This is a genomic window from Cellulosimicrobium sp. TH-20 (assembly GCF_002105775.1).
GTDB lineage: Bacteria > Actinomycetota > Actinomycetes > Actinomycetales > Cellulomonadaceae > Cellulosimicrobium > Cellulosimicrobium funkei.
The window spans coordinates 921,869-936,462 of the sequence record NZ_CP020857.1 but is presented as its reverse complement, the minus strand read 5'-3'; the positions used below and the strand labels follow the sequence as shown (position 1 = coordinate 936,462).

The 14,594-nt window shown below is 76.3% G+C and carries 16 protein-coding genes; 13 read left to right on the top strand and 3 right to left on the bottom strand.

The features are described from left to right. Positions 1 to 37 precede the first annotated feature (37 nt). From B8281_RS04260 to B8281_RS04235, 6 genes are all read left to right on the top strand, one after another. Entirely contained in the window at positions 38 to 1,687 is a 1,650-nt protein-coding gene (locus B8281_RS04260; RefSeq protein ID WP_085387001.1) for an ATP-dependent DNA ligase, read from the top strand. A gap of 140 nt (positions 1,688 to 1,827) precedes the next feature. Continuing rightward, positions 1,828 to 2,481, top strand: a complete 654-nt coding sequence (locus tag B8281_RS04255; protein WP_085387000.1) for a fasciclin domain-containing protein — start codon at positions 1,828 to 1,830, stop codon at positions 2,479 to 2,481. A gap of 145 nt (positions 2,482 to 2,626) precedes the next feature. Beyond that, the gene (locus tag B8281_RS04250) at positions 2,627 to 3,505 is read left to right on the top strand and encodes a DUF4397 domain-containing protein (protein WP_085386999.1); all 879 of its coding nucleotides are present in this window, start codon (positions 2,627 to 2,629) and stop codon (positions 3,503 to 3,505) included. A 233-nt stretch (positions 3,506 to 3,738) separates the two neighbouring features. Then, a complete protein-coding gene (locus tag B8281_RS04245) occupies positions 3,739 to 4,224 on the top strand; it encodes a class F sortase (protein ID WP_232322669.1) in 486 nt (161 codons plus the stop codon). An 89-nt stretch (positions 4,225 to 4,313) separates the two neighbouring features. Next, a complete protein-coding gene (locus B8281_RS04240) occupies positions 4,314 to 4,895 on the top strand; it encodes an RNA polymerase sigma factor (protein WP_222123622.1) in 582 nt (193 codons plus the stop codon). Next, positions 4,879 to 5,685 (top strand): anti-sigma factor domain-containing protein, encoded by an 807-nt coding sequence (locus B8281_RS04235; protein WP_085386997.1) that lies wholly within the window; start codon positions 4,879 to 4,881, stop codon positions 5,683 to 5,685. The genes B8281_RS04240 and B8281_RS04235 overlap by 17 nt, the downstream gene beginning before the upstream one ends. Before the next feature lie 29 nt (positions 5,686 to 5,714). Here the strand turns inward: B8281_RS04235 and B8281_RS04230 are convergent, their stop codons facing one another. Beyond that, a complete protein-coding gene (locus B8281_RS04230) occupies positions 5,715 to 6,293 on the bottom strand; it encodes a dihydrofolate reductase family protein (RefSeq protein ID WP_085388598.1) in 579 nt (192 codons plus the stop codon). A 78-nt stretch (positions 6,294 to 6,371) separates the two neighbouring features. Between B8281_RS04230 and B8281_RS04225 the strand changes: the two genes are divergently transcribed. After that, the gene (locus tag B8281_RS04225; protein WP_043652855.1) at positions 6,372 to 6,944 is read left to right on the top strand and encodes a TetR/AcrR family transcriptional regulator; all 573 of its coding nucleotides are present in this window, start codon (positions 6,372 to 6,374) and stop codon (positions 6,942 to 6,944) included. A 32-nt stretch (positions 6,945 to 6,976) separates the two neighbouring features. On the opposite strand, the gene B8281_RS04220 is transcribed toward B8281_RS04225, so the two are convergent. Beyond that, entirely contained in the window at positions 6,977 to 8,929 is a 1,953-nt protein-coding gene (locus B8281_RS04220) for a BTAD domain-containing putative transcriptional regulator (RefSeq protein ID WP_198163141.1), read from the bottom strand. A 147-nt stretch (positions 8,930 to 9,076) separates the two neighbouring features. Here B8281_RS04220 and B8281_RS04215 point away from each other — a divergent pair, with 147 nt between their 5' ends. Then, on the top strand, positions 9,077 to 9,949 hold the full coding sequence (locus tag B8281_RS04215) for an alpha/beta fold hydrolase (RefSeq protein ID WP_085386996.1): 873 nt from the start codon (positions 9,077 to 9,079) through the stop codon (positions 9,947 to 9,949). A gap of 16 nt (positions 9,950 to 9,965) precedes the next feature. On the opposite strand, the gene B8281_RS04210 is transcribed toward B8281_RS04215, so the two are convergent. Next, positions 9,966 to 10,595: an ANTAR domain-containing protein gene (locus tag B8281_RS04210; protein WP_085386995.1), complete on the bottom strand. Its 630-nt coding sequence runs from the start codon at positions 10,593 to 10,595 to the stop codon at positions 9,966 to 9,968. Between the two features lie 197 nt (positions 10,596 to 10,792). Here B8281_RS04210 and B8281_RS04205 point away from each other — a divergent pair, with 197 nt between their 5' ends. The 5 genes from B8281_RS04205 to B8281_RS04185 all read left to right on the top strand — a co-directional run bounded on the left by B8281_RS04205 (position 10,793) and on the right by B8281_RS04185 (position 14,465). Continuing rightward, a complete protein-coding gene (locus B8281_RS04205; protein ID WP_085386994.1) occupies positions 10,793 to 11,503 on the top strand; it encodes an ANTAR domain-containing protein in 711 nt (236 codons plus the stop codon). 100 nt (positions 11,504 to 11,603) lie between these two features. Next, on the top strand, positions 11,604 to 12,620 hold the full coding sequence (locus B8281_RS04200) for a zinc-binding dehydrogenase (protein WP_085386993.1): 1,017 nt from the start codon (positions 11,604 to 11,606) through the stop codon (positions 12,618 to 12,620). Positions 12,621 to 12,707: 87 nt separating this feature from the next. Then, a complete protein-coding gene (locus tag B8281_RS04195) occupies positions 12,708 to 13,652 on the top strand; it encodes a hypothetical protein (protein WP_085386992.1) in 945 nt (314 codons plus the stop codon). Positions 13,653 to 13,734: 82 nt separating this feature from the next. Next, on the top strand, positions 13,735 to 14,049 hold the full coding sequence (locus B8281_RS04190) for a multidrug efflux SMR transporter (RefSeq protein ID WP_034652619.1): 315 nt from the start codon (positions 13,735 to 13,737) through the stop codon (positions 14,047 to 14,049). 2 nt (positions 14,050 to 14,051) lie between these two features. After that, on the top strand, positions 14,052 to 14,465 hold the full coding sequence (locus tag B8281_RS04185) for a multidrug efflux SMR transporter (protein WP_043657296.1): 414 nt from the start codon (positions 14,052 to 14,054) through the stop codon (positions 14,463 to 14,465). Positions 14,466 to 14,594 lie beyond the last annotated feature (129 nt).

Genomic DNA, 14,594 nt, shown 5'->3' with positions numbered 1-14,594 from the left:
GCGGGCGGGGCGTGGGTGGTCGGCGTGAGGATGGGGCATGCTGCTCGCCGAGGTCGCCGCCACGTCCGACGCCGTCGCCGCCACGCGTTCGCGCCTCGCCAAGCGCGCGGCCATCGCCGACCTGCTGCGGCGCGTCGCGGACGACGCCGAGGCCGGGAGCGCGGAGGTGGAGATCGCCGTCGCGTACCTCGCGGGCGAGCTGCGCCAGCGCCGCACCGGGCTCGGGTGGCGGTCGCTGCGCGACCTCCCCGCCCCTGCCGAGGAACCCGGCCTCACGCTGACCGACGTCGACGCCGCGTTCGCCCGCATGGCGGACCTCTCCGGCCCCGGGTCGTCGACCGCGCGCCAGGCCGAGGCCGCCACCCTGTTCGGCGCCGCGACGGCGCGCGAGCAGTCGCTCCTCGCCGGGCTCGTCTCGGGCGAGCTGCGCCAGGGCGCGCTCGACTCCGTGGTGGTCGACGCCGTCGCCGAGGCGGCGGGCGTCCCCGCCGACGCGGTGCGGCGCGCGGTCATGCTCGCGGGCGCGACCGGGCCGGTCGCCCGCGCGGCGCTCACGGCGGGCGGCCCGGAGGCCGCGACGGAGGCGCTCGCGACGTTCCGGCTCACCGTCGGCCGCCCGGTGCGGCCGATGCTCGCGCAGTCCGCACCCGACGTCGGCGCCGCGCTCGACAAGCTCGGGGCCGCGCCGGGCGGCGAGGACGCGTCGGGCACCGCCGTCGCCGTGGACGTCAAGCTCGACGGCATCCGCATCCAGGTGCACCGCGACGGCGACGACGTGCGCGTCTTCACGCGCTCCCTCGACGACATCACCGAGCGCGTCCCCGAGATCGTCGCGGCCGTGCGGGCGCTCCCCGCCCGGGCGCTCGTCCTCGACGGGGAGGCGCTCGTCGTCGGGCCCGACGGCGTCCCCCGCCCGTTCCAGGAGACCGCCGCCCGCTCCGCGACCCAGGGCGAGCGCAGCGCCGCCGAGGAGGCCGAGCTCGCGGCCTCGCTCGAGCTCTCCCCGTTCTTCTTCGACGTGCTCCACGCCGACGGCCGCGACCTGCTGGACGAGCCGCTGCGCGACCGGCTCGCCGTGCTCGACGACCTGCTCGCCGACGCCGCGGGGCCGCTCGCCGTGCGGCGTCTCGTGACCGACGACGCCGCGGCCGCGACCGCGTTCTTCGACGCCGCCGTCGCGGAGGGCCAGGAGGGCGTCGTCGTGAAGTCGCTCGACGCGCCCTACGCGGCCGGGCGGCGCGGTGCCGGCTGGGTGAAGGTCAAGCCGCGGCACACGCTGGACCTCGTGGTGCTCGCCGTCGAGCAGGGCTCGGGCCGGCGCAGCGGGTGGCTGTCGAACATCTGGCTCGGCGCGCGCGACCCCGAGGGCGGGTTCGTCATGCTCGGCAAGACGTTCAAGGGCATGACCGACGAGATGCTCGCATGGCAGACGCAGCGCTTCCGCGAGCTCCAGACCGCCGACGAGGGGTACGTCGTGCACGTGCGTCCCGAGCAGGTCGTCGAGATCGCGTTCGACGGCCTCCAGCGCTCGACGCGCTACCCCGGCGGTCTCGCGCTGCGCTTCGCGCGCGTCGTCCGGTACCGCGACGACAAGACGGCGGCCGAGGCCGACACGATCGACACGGTCCGCGCTCTCGCACGCCCGCTCGGGGGTGGCGCGGCGGAGGCGCCCGACGCGGAGGGCTGAGCGGGCGGCGCGTCGAGCGCGGCGGGAAGTCGTCCGGCGGTGGGTGCATCCGCGGGCGGCGGTCCGGGTGAAGGAGAGGTGGACGCCGCCCGGCGTCCGACGGCGCACCGCCGTCCCGTGCACGACGAAGGGACTCGACGATGAACCTCCGACGCACGCTCACCGCAGCAGGAGCCGCGCTCCTCGCCCTGACCGCCGCGACCGCACCGGCCGTCGCGGCACCGGCCCCCACGACGGCGCCGCCGACGGGCACCACGAGCCTCGCCTCCGTGCTCGCGGCCGACGGCGACACCTTCGACCGCAACTGGTACGACTTCGACATCGTCGACCAGGCCGTGGCCGCGGTCCTCGCCGCCAAGCCGGACAGCCCCGTGGCGGTCCTGGCCGACGGCACGGTGCCGCTCACCGCGTTCCTGCCGAACGACCGGGCGTTCCAGCTCCTCGCGTTCGACCTCACGCACCGCTGGCAGCCCACGGAGGAGCGCGTGCTCACCTCGCTCGCCGGGGCGGTCGGCATCGACGCGATCGAGCAGGTGCTGCTCTACCACGTCGTCCCCGGCGCGACGATCGACTCCGGCACCGCGCTGCGGTCCGACGACGCCGTCCTCACCACGGCGCAGGGCGCGACGTTCCGGGTCGACGTGCTGAGCAAGCGCCTCGCCCTGGTCCGCCTCGTCGACCAGGACCGCAACGACGTCGACCCGTTCCTCGTGAAGAGCAAGCTCGACCTCAACAAGGGCAACGTCCAGATCGCGCACGGCATCAGCGCGGTGCTGCGGCCCCAGAACCTCTGACCGGTCCCCCGTGCCCGGCCCCGCACCCGCGGGGCCGGGCACTTTTTTTGATGCGTGTGCATCCAGATCCGCACCTGCGGGGGAAGAGGGGGTGTCAGCAGATCGAGCGCCCGGGACGGACCGGGCTCGACCACCGGAGGACACCATGCACCGCACCGCACGACGCACCGCCGCGCTCGCGGGCGCAGCGACCCTCGTCGCGCTGGGGGCCGTCGCGCTCCCCGCCCAGGCCGCCACCGACGACGGCGCCTCGCTCTCCGTCCTGCACGGCGTGCCGGACACGCCCGTGGACGTCTGGGTGAACGACGAGCTCACCCTCGACGACTTCCAGCCCGGCGACCTCGCGGGTCCGCTCGATCTCCCCGCCGGGACGTACACGGTCGCGATCACGGCGCCCGACGCGACCGACACGAGCTCCCCGGTCATCGGCCCGGTCGACCTCCAGCTCGCGGGCGGCACGAGCTACACCGCCGTCGCGCACCTCGACGCGGGCGGGCAGCCGACCGCGACGCTCTTCACGAACGACACGAAGCCCACGGCCGCGGGCCAGGGCCGGCTCACCGTGCGCCACGTCGCCGCGGCGCCCGCGGTCGACGTCCTCGCGGGCGGGGAGGCGGTCGTGACCGGCCTGGAGAACCCGAAGGAGGCCGTGCTCGACCTGCCGGCCGGCACGATCTCGGCGACCGTCGCCGCCGCGGGCACCACGGAGCCCGTGCTCGGCCCGGCCGACCTCACGGTCGCCGAGGGCGTCAACACCATCGCGTACGCGTGGGGCAGCCTCGAGGACGGCAACCTCGCCCTCGCGACGCAGACGGTCGAAGGCCTGCACTCGTCGCCGTCGGGCGTCCCGGCCGGGCTCTCGGGCCTCGCGGCCGACGCGCCGAGCAGCACCGCGACGGGCGTCGCCATCGCGTTCGGTGCGTCGCTGTTCGGCCTGCTTCTCGTCGCGGCCACCTTCATGCTGGCGCGCGCGTGGCGCCAGCAGCACGCGGCCCACGCCGTCCGGAGCGACCGGACGGCATGACGCAGCGCACGACCGCCGGTCCCGCGCGCCCCGCCCGGGGCGCGCGGGCCGGCCTCCGGACCCTCCTGGGGGCGGTGCTCGTCACCGCAGCGGTCGTCGGCGGATGCTCCCTGCCGTCCGCCGACGGGTCTGCCGACGGACTCGGACCGTCGGCCGAACCCCTCCCCACCCCGGCCCCCCACCAGGGCGGGGAGGCGACCGCGGGGACGCCCGGGCCGGCCCGGGACGCACCGGTGCCGGTGCGCCCGGCCCGGGACGTCCCGGCTCCCCCGCCGCCGGCACCCGCACGGGTCGTCGTCGGTGACCTCGGGATCGACCTGCCCGTCGAGGCGGCGGGCGTCGACCCCGAGGGGCGGATGGCGCTGCCGGGCTCCGGCGACGTCGCCGCGTGGTACCGGTTCGGGCCGGCCCCGGCGAGCCCCACCGGGACGACCCTGGTCGCGGCCCACGTGGACGACCCGGACGGCGTCGGGCCGTTCGCGCGGCTCCGCGAGATCACGACGGGCGCGAGCGTCGACGTCGTCGACGCGACGGGCACCTCGTACACCTACACAGTGACCGACATCAGGAGCATCGCGAAGCCCGACGTCCCGCTCGACGCGCTGTTCGACCGCGACGGCGAGCGCCGCCTCGTGCTCGTGACGTGCGGCGGACGCTGGGACCCCGAGCGACGCTCGTACTCGGACAACGTGATCGTGACCGCGGTCCCGTCGCGGTGACGGCCCGCACGGGCGCTACGATCGCTGCTACCCGCTCGCCGCTGCCGCTCCGGGCGGTCGGCACCGACCCTCGAGGACCCGCCCTGAACGTGACCGAGACCGGGACCACCGACCCGGACCTGTGGCGCCTCGGCCGCGACTTCGCCGACGGCGACGAGCAGGCGCTCGCCGAGGCCTACCGGCGCTGGTCCGCGCTCGTGCACACGATCGCGCTGCGCTCGCTCGGCACGCGCGCCGACGCCGAGGACGTCACCCAGCAGGTGTTCGTCGCGGCGTGGCGCGGCCGGGGCCGGTTCGACCCCGACCGGGCCCGGCTCCCGGCCTGGCTCGTCGGGATCACGCGGCACACGGTGGCCGACGCGCACGAGGCCCGGTCGCGGGTCCGCCGGTCGGAGGAGGCCGCGGCCACGACCGCCCCGGACCCGGGCCGCGCGGCGAGCGAGGACAGCGACGTCGGACGCGTCGCCGACCGCGTGCTCCTCACCGAGGAGCTGCGACGGCTCGGCGACCCGGGGCGGACGATCCTGGAGCTCGCGTTCTTCCGCGACCTGACGCACGTGCAGATCGCCGAGGAGCTCGGCCTGCCGCTGGGTACGGTCAAGAGCCACGTACGACGAAGCCTGATCCGGCTGCGCGACCGATTGGAGGTGGACGGTGCAGCACATCGATGACGAGACCCTCGCGCTCCTCGCGCTCGGCGAGGACGTGCTCGACGACGACGCGCGCGCGCACCTGTCCTCCTGCCCGGAGTGCGCCGACGCCGTCGCCCGGCTCGCGCGCGTCGTCGACGCGTTCGACGGCGCGGACCCGGCGGACGAGCTCGTCGCCCCCGACGCCGCGGTGTGGTCGCGGGTCCAGGCCGAGCTCGGCCTGACGAGCGCCGCCGCTCCGCCCGTCGTCGCCCCTAGGGCGGTCACCGACGCTCCGGCCGCGACGACGCTCCCGCGGGACACGGCCGAGCCCAGGACGGAGGACGGCGGCGCGACCGGCACGGCCGTCGTCGTGCCGCTCGCGTCGCGGCGCCGACGGGTCTGGGTCCCGGTCGCGGCGGCGGCTGCGGCCGCGCTCGTCGTCGGCGGCGTGGGCGGCGTCCTCTGGGAGCGCCGCGAGGTCGAGCCGCCCGAGACGACGGTCGCGAGCGCGACGCTCGACCCGCTGCCCGACTGGCAGGGCGCGAGCGGCGACGCGCGCGTCGAGGAGCGGCCCGACGGGCGGCGCCAGGTCGTCGTGACGGTCGACGCGCCGGCGCCCGACGGCACGTACCGCGAGGTGTGGCTGCTCGCGGAGGACCTGAGCGGCCTCGTGAGCCTCGGCGTGCTCGACGGCGCGGAGGGCCGCTTCGACGTGCCCGACGGCCTGGACCTCGCCGAGTTCCCGGTGGTCGACGTCTCCGAGGAGCACTTCGACGGCGACCCGTCCCACTCGGGCGACTCGGTCGTGCGGGGACCGCTCGACGTCTAGGTGCACGGTCGTCACGGCGGGACCGTCGCTCACGCCCGCGCGTACTCCGCGAGCGTGACGCCGGAGCGGAACGTCTGCGTGCCCGTCGATCGCCAGGAGAGGGGCGCGTAGTCCCGCTCGCCGAACAGCGGGACGCCGGCGCCGAGCATCATCGGGTTCACCTTGAGCGCGAGCCGGTCGATCTCGTCGACGAGCACGGCGGCGAGCGCTCCCCCGCCGCACAGCCAGATCCCCTGGCCGTCCTCCCGCTTGAGCGCGCGGACCGTCTCGACCGGGTCGGCGCCGGTGAACAGCACCCCCTCGCTCCCCTCGGGCGCCTCGTGCGTGCGGGTGAAGACGATCTGTCGCAGGTGCCGGTAGGGGTTCGGCAGGTGGTGGTCGGGGAGGCCGACGGCGTAGGTGTTCCAGCCCATGAGGACGGTGTCGAAGGGGCCGTCGGCGACCGGGAGCCCCGCGGCCTCGGCCAGGTCAGTCGGCGCCGTGCCGCGGTACCGGGACCAGATGGGCGCCATGTGGTCGCCCTCGGCGAGGAAGGCGTCGAACTCGCCTCCCGGCCCGGCGATGTACCCGTCGAGGCTCACGGCGACGTAGTAGGTCAGCTCGCGCATCATGTCTCCTGACAACTACAGATGAAGTGGTTGCCGGTGAGACTACACCAGGTGCAGTGGTTGCGATAGCCTCGGCGCATGGCGAAGAACACCGCACGGCGCAGCGCCCTGGCGGACGCCGGGATCGCCGTGCTCGCCCGCGAGGGGTCGCGCGGCCTGACGCACCGCGCGATCGACGACGAGGCCGGGGTCCCGACGGGCACGACGTCGAACTACTTCCGGAGCCGAGACGCCCTCGTCGCAGGGCTCTTCGAGCGCATCGGGGAGCGGCTCGCGCCGACACCCGAGGACCTCGCCCGACGCGCGGCCCAGACGCCCGACCGCGCGCTGTTCGCGGACTACCTCCGCGACATCGTGCGCCGGTTGTCGACCGACGCCGACGTCACCCGAGCCCTGTTCGAGCTGCGGCTCGAGTCCGGCCGTCGGGGCGAGCTCGCGGCCGTGCTCGGCCCGTGGCTGCGCGCGGGATTCGAGGCCGACGTCGCGTTCAACCGGTCGGCCGGCCTGCCCGGCGGACGCCGGGAGATCGCCCTGTTCCACTACGCGATCGACGGGCTGCTCCTCGACCGTCTCACCACGCCGATCGACCCCGACATCCCGACCGACGACGTCGTCGACGCGCTCGTGGCGGGGTTGCTCCCGGAGCGCTGAGCGGCCTCACGCCCGCCCCCGGACGGCCGCTCCTACGACGCGCGGCGCTCGTCGAGCCGGTCGAGCCAGCCGCGGACAGGCCCGAGCGAGACCAGGCCCGACCCGGCCCCGGCGAGCTCGTCGGGGGTGCGGGCGAGCGCGCGTCGGGCCTGCCCGGCGAGCGCTCGGTCCCCGAGCCGCAGGGCGGTCTCCGCGCGCAGCGCCCACAGCAGCTCGCGCAGGTGGTCGGCGGGCGGCTCGGGCGCCGCGAGCGCGAGCTGTGCGGCGGCGTCGGGGTCGCCCGCGTCGAGCACGAGCAGCGGCTCCGCCCACGGGGCGTACGGGCCGAGGTCGGCGGTCTCGATCCCGGCGAGCGGGCGCCCGTGCCGCACGCGCACGGTGAGGAGCGCGAGCGGGAGCAGCCCGTCGCGCACGCCGGGCATGCGCACCCCGGCGAGCCGGTCGTCGGCGGCGCGGTACGCGCGCGCCGCGGCGTCGGGCGGGGCGGTCTCGGCGTCGCGCATCGCCCGGTACCAGGCGGTGAGCATCGGGACCACGGGCGACTCGTAGCCCGCCGCGACGTCCTCGGCCGCGGCGGCGTGGGCGTCGGCGCCAGGGAACCGGCCCGCGCCCGCCGCCGCCTGCATCCGGACGAGGTGGCCGAGGATCGCGAAGGTCGGGAGGTCGTGGTCCTCCGCCAGGGCGACCAGCTCGGCGCCGGTCCGGTCCCGCTCGGGACCGGCGCCCGGCCGCTGGAAGGACTGGAGGAACCGCGCGTTGAGCGCGAGCGCGAGCGTCGCCGGGTCGCCGAGGTCGCGCGCGATCCCGACGGCGTCCTCCGCCGCGGCCCGCGCCCACGCGTCGCGCGTCCCGCGGTGCTCGATGCCGACCACCGCGAGCAGACGCGCCCGCAGCACCGGGGGCGCGTCCGGGCCGAGGCGCCCGAGGGTCCGCCGCGCGACGCCGACGAGCGCGTCGGCCGCCGCCGGGTCGTCGCTCCGGGTCCAGACGGCCGGGACGTCGTACGCGGTGACGGTCCGCGCGGCGAGCACCGGGTCGCCGGTCGCCTCGGCCGCGAGCGCCGCGGCGACGCGCTGCTCCTGCGCGGTCGCGAGGTGGTCGCCCCCGGCGACGGCGAGCGTGCGCGCGACGTCGACCGTGGACCGCAGGTGCGTGCGCGAGCCGGTGGGGGCCGTGACGGCGAGGCGCGGCCCCGGCGTCGGGCCGTCGAGCGACGCCGCGTGGCCGAGCACGTCGCGCTCGAGCCGGACGAGCTCGGGACCCGGGTCGAGGCCGAGCTCGTCGGCGAGCCGGCGGCGCGCGCGCCGCAGGACGTCGAGCGCGTCCGCCTGCCGCCCGTCGCGGTACAGCGCGAGCGCGAGCAGCGCCCACGCGTGCTCGCGCCACGGGTGCGCGGCGGCGTGCGCGTCGAGCACGACGACCGCCTCCGCGGCCCGGCCCTCGCCGAGCAGCGCGTCCGCGAGCAGCTCGACGGCGCGCGCGTGCACCTCGACGAGGTGCCGGCGCTCGGCCCGCACCCACTCCCGGTCCGGCAGGTCGGCGTACGGCTCGCCGCGCCAGTCGGCGACGGCGTCCGCCAGCGCGCGCGTCGTGCCCGACGCCGCGTCCCCGGCCCCGGGCGACGCGCTCGCCCGGGCGACGGCCGCCTCCAGGCGCGCCGCGTCGAGCGCGTCGTCCGGGAGCCGCAGCGCGTAGCCGCCGTGCGCGGTGACGAGGACGCGCGGGGGCGTGCGCGGCGCGCGCCCGGGCTCCAGGCGCCGCCGCAGGTCGCCGACGAACGTCGCGAGCGCGCCGCGCCGGTCGCCTGTCCCCGCGCCGGGCTCGTCCCACAGGTCGTCGGCGAGGCGGTCGAACGGCACCGGGCGCCCGCGCGCGGCGGCGAGGCGCGCGAGGAGCTCGCGCTGGCGCGGGCCGCCGGGGTCGACGTCCGCGCCGTCGCGCAGCACGCGGACCGGCCCGAGCACCTCGACGCGCAGCTCCACCACCCCGCCATTGTCGCCGCACCGGGCACTGATCGGACGGCACTGGTCGGACGGCACTGATCGGACGCTGATCCGCCGCTCGGAGGATGGCGACGAGCCAGCCGGGCCAGCCCCGGCACGGCGGAGAACCGCCCCGAGAGAGGACACCCCATGCACATCCCCGGCTTCGAGACCCGCACCGTCGAGGTCGCGCCCGGCGTCGCGCTGCGCGCCGAGACCGCGGGCGAGGGCACGCCCGTCGTACTCCTGCACGGCTTCCCGCAGACGCGCCACATGTGGCGGCACGTCGCGACCGACCTCGCGCGCGACCACCGCGTCGTCGTGCCCGACCTGCGCGGCTACGGCGAGAGCGCGAAGCCCGCCGCCACGACGCCCGACGTCTACGCCAAGCGCACCATGGCCGCCGACGTCGTCGCGCTCGCCGACGCGCTCGACGTCGACCGGTTCGTCCTCGTCGGTCACGACCGCGGCGCGCTCGTCGCGTTCCGCGCGGCGCTCGACCACCCCGACCGCGTGAGCCACCTCGGCATCCTCGACGTGGTGCCCACGCTCGACACGTGGGCCGTGCTGCACGGCGTGGACGCCGCCGTCGCGTTCCACCTGTACCTCATGGCGCAGCCTCCGGGCCTGCCGGAGACGATGATCCGCAACAGCGCCGACGCGTTCTTCGGGTCCTTCCTCGACGCGTGGACGCAGGACCCGGCCGCGATCCCCGCCGACGTGCGTGCGCACTACCTCGCGTCGAGCCGCGACGCGGTCGCCTCGATCGTGGCCGACTACCGCGCGACCGCGACGGTCGACGTCGAGCACGACCAGGCGTCGCTCGACGCGGGCGACCGGCTCGCGATGCCCGTCGCCGTGGTGCAGCAGGACTGGGGCGCGCAGCTCGGGTACGACGCCGCGGGCGTCTGGCGGCGCTGGGCGCCCGACCTCGAGCACCTCACGACGACGGCGGGCCACTTCATGGCCGAGGAGGCGCCGGGCGACGTCGCCGCGGTCGTCCGGTCGCTCGCACGGCGCTGACCGCCCGGCCCGGCGCCTACCGCAGGAGGGACACGACGCGCCGGGCCCGGTCCGGGCTCGGCGTGGTGCCCTCCTCGACGACCCGCCGGGCGAGCTCCCGCAGACGCACGTTGCGGTCGTTCGAGACGCGCTTGAGGAGCCCGAACGCCTGCTCCGTCCCCACCCCGAGCGCGGCGGCGACGACGCCCTTGGCCTGCTCGATCGGTCCGCGGCTGCGGGCCGCGGCCGCGATGTCGCGCTCGGCCTGCTGCTCCGCCCGGTCCCGGACGGCGACCGTCACGTCGACGAAGCTGCCCATCAGCTCGACGACCCGGCCGGTGTCCCGGTCGCGACGGCCGTGCCCGACGAGCACGAGGACCCGCTCCGCGCCGCGCGCGTCCATGATGCGGTGCATGCTCGAGAACGGCTCCCCGTCGACGCGGGCCCGCTCCAGCAGGTCGCGGACGCGGTCGCGGTCGTCGGGGTCCTTGTGGGCGAGCACGAGCGACGTCGTGGGCACGACCTCCCCGGGCTCGAAGCCGTGGAGGCGGTACGTCTCCGGCGACCACCACCAGACGTCGGTCGCGAGGTCGACCCGGAACTGCCCGGGCGTCGTGCCGTCGCCGAGCGAGACAGGGTGCAGCGGTGCGGGGTTCTCCACGGACATGGGTCGTCTCCGTCGTCGTTCAGCGGGGTGGTGAGCCAGGTCCAGACTCGACTCCGGGACTCTAGCCCGGTGGCGGTTTCCTGCAACCGGTCCGGGGACAGCCCGGACCGGAGCGCGTCGGAGCGTCGGTCCACCGCCGACGAGCGAGTGTGGGGTGCGCTGTCAGACTGACCGTGCACGAGGTAGGGAGGCACACCGTGGGCGCCGCGCCGGATCTGCTGGAGCTGCTCTCGCGCGCCCTCTCCCGGGCCGACCGCAGCCTGCCCCTCGCCACGCGGCTGTGCCAGGCGTCCGCGACCGTCCTCGGAGCCCGGAGCGCGGCGCTGACGGTCGCGCCGACGGCGGAAGACCGGCTCACCGTGTCCACGGCGGACGGCCTCGCGGCCCGCATCGAGGGGCTGGGCGAGGTGATCGGTGAGGGCCCGGTCCAGCGCGCCCTCTCGGAGGACCACATCGTCGTCAGCGGGGCCGACGACGGCCGCGACGAGCACGACTTCCCCGTCTTCTCCCACGCGGTCGAGGCGATCACGGGCCAGGGCGCGTACCACGCCGTGCCGATGCACGCGGGCGGGCGGGTCGTCGGCGTGCTGAGCATCGTCACCTCCTCCCGGACGCTGGCGCGGGGACCGGAGGAAGTACAGCTCCTCGCCGACACCGTCGGGCTCTCCCTGCTGGGCGACCTCGACTCCTTGGACTGGGCGCCCCGCGCGGAGGTCCACCAGGCGACCGGCATGGTCACCGCCCAGCTCCGCATCCCGCCCGGCGACGCGCTCGCGGTGCTCCGGGCGCACGCCTACGCCCGGTCCACGACGCTCGACGACGTCGCCGACGAGGTCGTCACCAGGAGGCTCAGCTTCGCCTACGACGAGGAGCACGCCGTGCAGACGCTCCGGACCGACGACGGCTGACCACAGGCTCTCGACGGCCGCACGGGCCCCGCGCCGCCAGCCGCCGTAGGCTCGACGACGTCCCGACCGCCCACCCGCCCGCCCGCCCCGAGGAGCCCCCGTGCGCGCGACCGTCATCCACGCCCCCTACGACGTCCGCGTCGAGCAGCGCGACGACCCGCGCCTGCTCGCGCCCACCGACGCGATCGTGCGCGTCGAGGCCGCGTGCGTGTGCGGGTCGGACCTGTGGACGTACCGCGGCGTCAACCGGGTCGAGCACCCCGTCGCGATGGGGCACGAGTACGTGGGCACGGTCGAGGAGGTCGGCGCGGACGTCCGGACCGTGCGCCCGGGACAGCTCGTCGTCGGGTCGTTCTTCGCGTCCGACAACACGTGCCCGATCTGCCGGGCCGGGTACCAGACGTCGTGCGTCCACCGGGAGCCCGTGCGCGGCGCCCAGGCCGAGCTGCTGCGCGTCCCGCTCGCGGACGGGACGCTCGTCGCGACGCCCGAGCGGCCCGACGACGACCTCCTGCCCGCGCTGCTCACGGCGTCGGACGTGCTGGGGACCGGGTGGTTCGGCGCGCGTGCGGCCGAGGCAGGCCCGGGCAAGACGGTCGTCGTGGTGGGCGACGGCGCCGTCGGGCTGCTCGCGGTCCTCGCCGCCGCGCAGCTCGGCGCCGAGCAGGTGATCGCGATGAGCCGGCACGCGTCGCGCCAGGAGCTCGCGCGCGCGTTCGGCGCGACGGAGGTCGTCGCGGAGCGGGGCGACGAGGGCGTGGAGCGGGTCCGCGAGCTGACCGACGGGCTCGGCGCGCACAGCGTCGTCGAGGCGGTGGGCACCCCGGACTCGATGAGCCAGGCGCTCGGTGCCGTCCGTGCGGGCGGGCACGTCGGGGTCGTCGGGCTGCCGCACGGCGTCGACCTCCCGGCGGTCGACATGTTCTACCGGCACGTGCACTGGTCCGGCGGCCCTGCGCCCGTGCGCCGGTACCTGCCCGAGCTGCTCGACCTCGTGCTGGAGCGGCGCATCGACCCCGCGCGCGTGTTCGACCTCGAGCTCTCGCTCGACGACGCGGCCGAGGGCTACGCCGCGATGGACGAGCGGCGCGCGATCAAGGCGCTGCTGCGCCCCTGACCGCGGCCGACCGCGGCTGCTAGGGTGCCCGCGTACCGCATCGCGTGGCGGCCTTCCCAGCTCATCCTTTTGCCTGGAGACAGCCGCATGTCTGCACGTCCCCGTGTCCGGACCTTCCGTCGCGACGACCGCGACCAGCTCACGGACCTCGTCAACTCCCACCTCTCCGCCGTCGTGCCGGGCGCGCGGCTCTCGGTCAACAGCGTGCTCGGGAGCCTGGAGCGCCAGCCCGACGAGCACGTCGTCGACCCGTGGGTCGTCGAGCGCGCGACGTTCGTCGTCGAGTCCCGGCACCGGGTCGTGGGCGCCGCGCACCTGCACCGGTTCACGGCCGGGCCGGAGGCGAGCGACGACTACCGCGACGCCGGCCTCGTGCAGTGGCTCCTCCTCACGCCGCCCGACGACGAGGACCCGGAGCAGTCCGCCGAGGCCCGCGCGGCCGCGGACGCGCTGACGGCCGCTTGCCACGCACAGCTCGCGGCGTGGCAGGTGCGCGTCGCGTACGCGGACGGGCAGCTGCCGTTCGCGGGCGTCTACGGGGTGCCGGAGCAGTGGCCGCACGTCCGCGAGGCCCTGGAGCGCGCGGGCTTCCGCCCCGGAGAGCACGCCGAGACGGTGCTGCTCGCCCCGACCTCGGCGCTCCCCCGCGCCGTCCCCGTGCCGGACGACGTCGCCCTGCGGCGCACGCTCGGCCCCGGCGGGGGCGTGCGGTTCACCGCGCACCGCGGCACGGAGACGGCCGCGTACGTCGAGCTCGACACGACCCTCGGCCGCGCCGAGCGACAGGCCGCGACGGGAGGCACCGCCGAGCTGGTGGACCTCGCGCCCGGCCCGGGGGCCGACGACGCCCTGCTGGCCGGGGTGCTGGCCGAGGCCCGGGCATGGCTCGAGCTCGCCGGGGTGCACCGTGTCCTGGTCGGCACGGACGCGACGGACCACGAGGAGATCGCGCAGCTGCGCGCCTGGGGGTTCCGCGAGCTGACGACCGTGAGCCGCGGCTGGCGGCTGGAGAGGTCGAATGTGGTACGTTAGTACCAGAGTTGCGTCGAGGTAGCTCTGCGGACGAGGGAGCAGTACCCGCACGGACAAGACTGACTCAGGAGGGTTACTTGTCATGGCTTGGCTCGTCCTGGTCCTCTCGGGCCTGCTCGAGGCGGTGTGGGCCACCGCGCTCGGAGCGTCGGAGAACTTCCGCCGGTGGCGCCCGACCGTCGTCTTCTTCGTCGCCATGTCGCTGAGCATGGTCGGTCTCGCCTGGGCGATGACCACGCTCCCCACCGGCACCGCGTACGCGGTGTGGGTCGGGATCGGCGCGACGCTGACCGTCGTCTGGGGCTTCGTCACGGGCAAGGAGCGCGCCACCATGGCGCGCGTCGGCCTGCTCGTGCTGCTCGTCGGCTCCGTCATCGGGCTCAAGGCGGTGAGCTGACCGTGCCGTGGATCATCCTGCTCGTCAGCGCCGTCTTCGAGGCCGTCTGGGCGACGGCGCTCGGCACGTCCGACGGGTTGTCCGTCCTCGGGCCGTCCGTCGTCTTCTTCGTCGCGCTCGCGCTGAGCATGCTCGGCCTCGGCTGGGCGACCAAGCACATCCCGATCGGCACCGCGTACGCGGTGTGGGTCGGGGTCGGCGCGGCGCTCACCGTCACCTACGCCATCCTCACGGGCGACGAGTCCGTGAGCGTGGGCAAGGTGGTCTCCATCGCCGGGATCATCGCGGCGGTGGTGGGCCTCAAGCTCGTGCCGTCGCGCCCGGGGCGGGCGGCCGAGAGGGCTTCCGGCCCGGAGGCCGACGCGTCGGCCGACTCCGCGCGGGCGCCCGCGGGAACGGCCCCGGACCGCCCGTAGCGCGGCGTCGAACCGCTCCGCCGCGCCCCTGAGCACGGGATTCGTCGCTCGGGGGCGCGGTGCGGGAGCATGTGCGCCGGGGCGACGGGGTCATGCAGCGGCCCGGACGCCGCCCTCGAGGCCGCAAGG

Excerpts from the sequence above, each read along its gene's own strand:
- B8281_RS04215 (WP_085386996.1), top strand. The coding sequence starts at position 9,077 with ATGCACATCCCCGGCTTCGAGACCCGCACCGTCGAGGTCGCGCCCGGC.
- B8281_RS04195 (WP_085386992.1), top strand. The coding sequence starts at position 12,708 with ATGTCTGCACGTCCCCGTGTCCGGACCTTCCGTCGCGACGACCGCGAC.
- B8281_RS04190 (WP_034652619.1), top strand. The coding sequence starts at position 13,735 with ATGGCTTGGCTCGTCCTGGTCCTCTCGGGCCTGCTCGAGGCGGTGTGG.
- B8281_RS04260 (WP_085387001.1), top strand. The coding sequence starts at position 38 with ATGCTGCTCGCCGAGGTCGCCGCCACGTCCGACGCCGTCGCCGCCACG.
- B8281_RS04230 (WP_085388598.1), bottom strand. The coding sequence starts at position 6,293 with ATGCGCGAGCTGACCTACTACGTCGCCGTGAGCCTCGACGGGTACATC.
- B8281_RS04255 (WP_085387000.1), top strand. The coding sequence starts at position 1,828 with ATGAACCTCCGACGCACGCTCACCGCAGCAGGAGCCGCGCTCCTCGCC.
- B8281_RS04210 (WP_085386995.1), bottom strand. The coding sequence starts at position 10,595 with ATGTCCGTGGAGAACCCCGCACCGCTGCACCCTGTCTCGCTCGGCGAC.
- B8281_RS04225 (WP_043652855.1), top strand. The coding sequence starts at position 6,372 with ATGGCGAAGAACACCGCACGGCGCAGCGCCCTGGCGGACGCCGGGATC.
- B8281_RS04250 (WP_085386999.1), top strand. The coding sequence starts at position 2,627 with ATGCACCGCACCGCACGACGCACCGCCGCGCTCGCGGGCGCAGCGACC.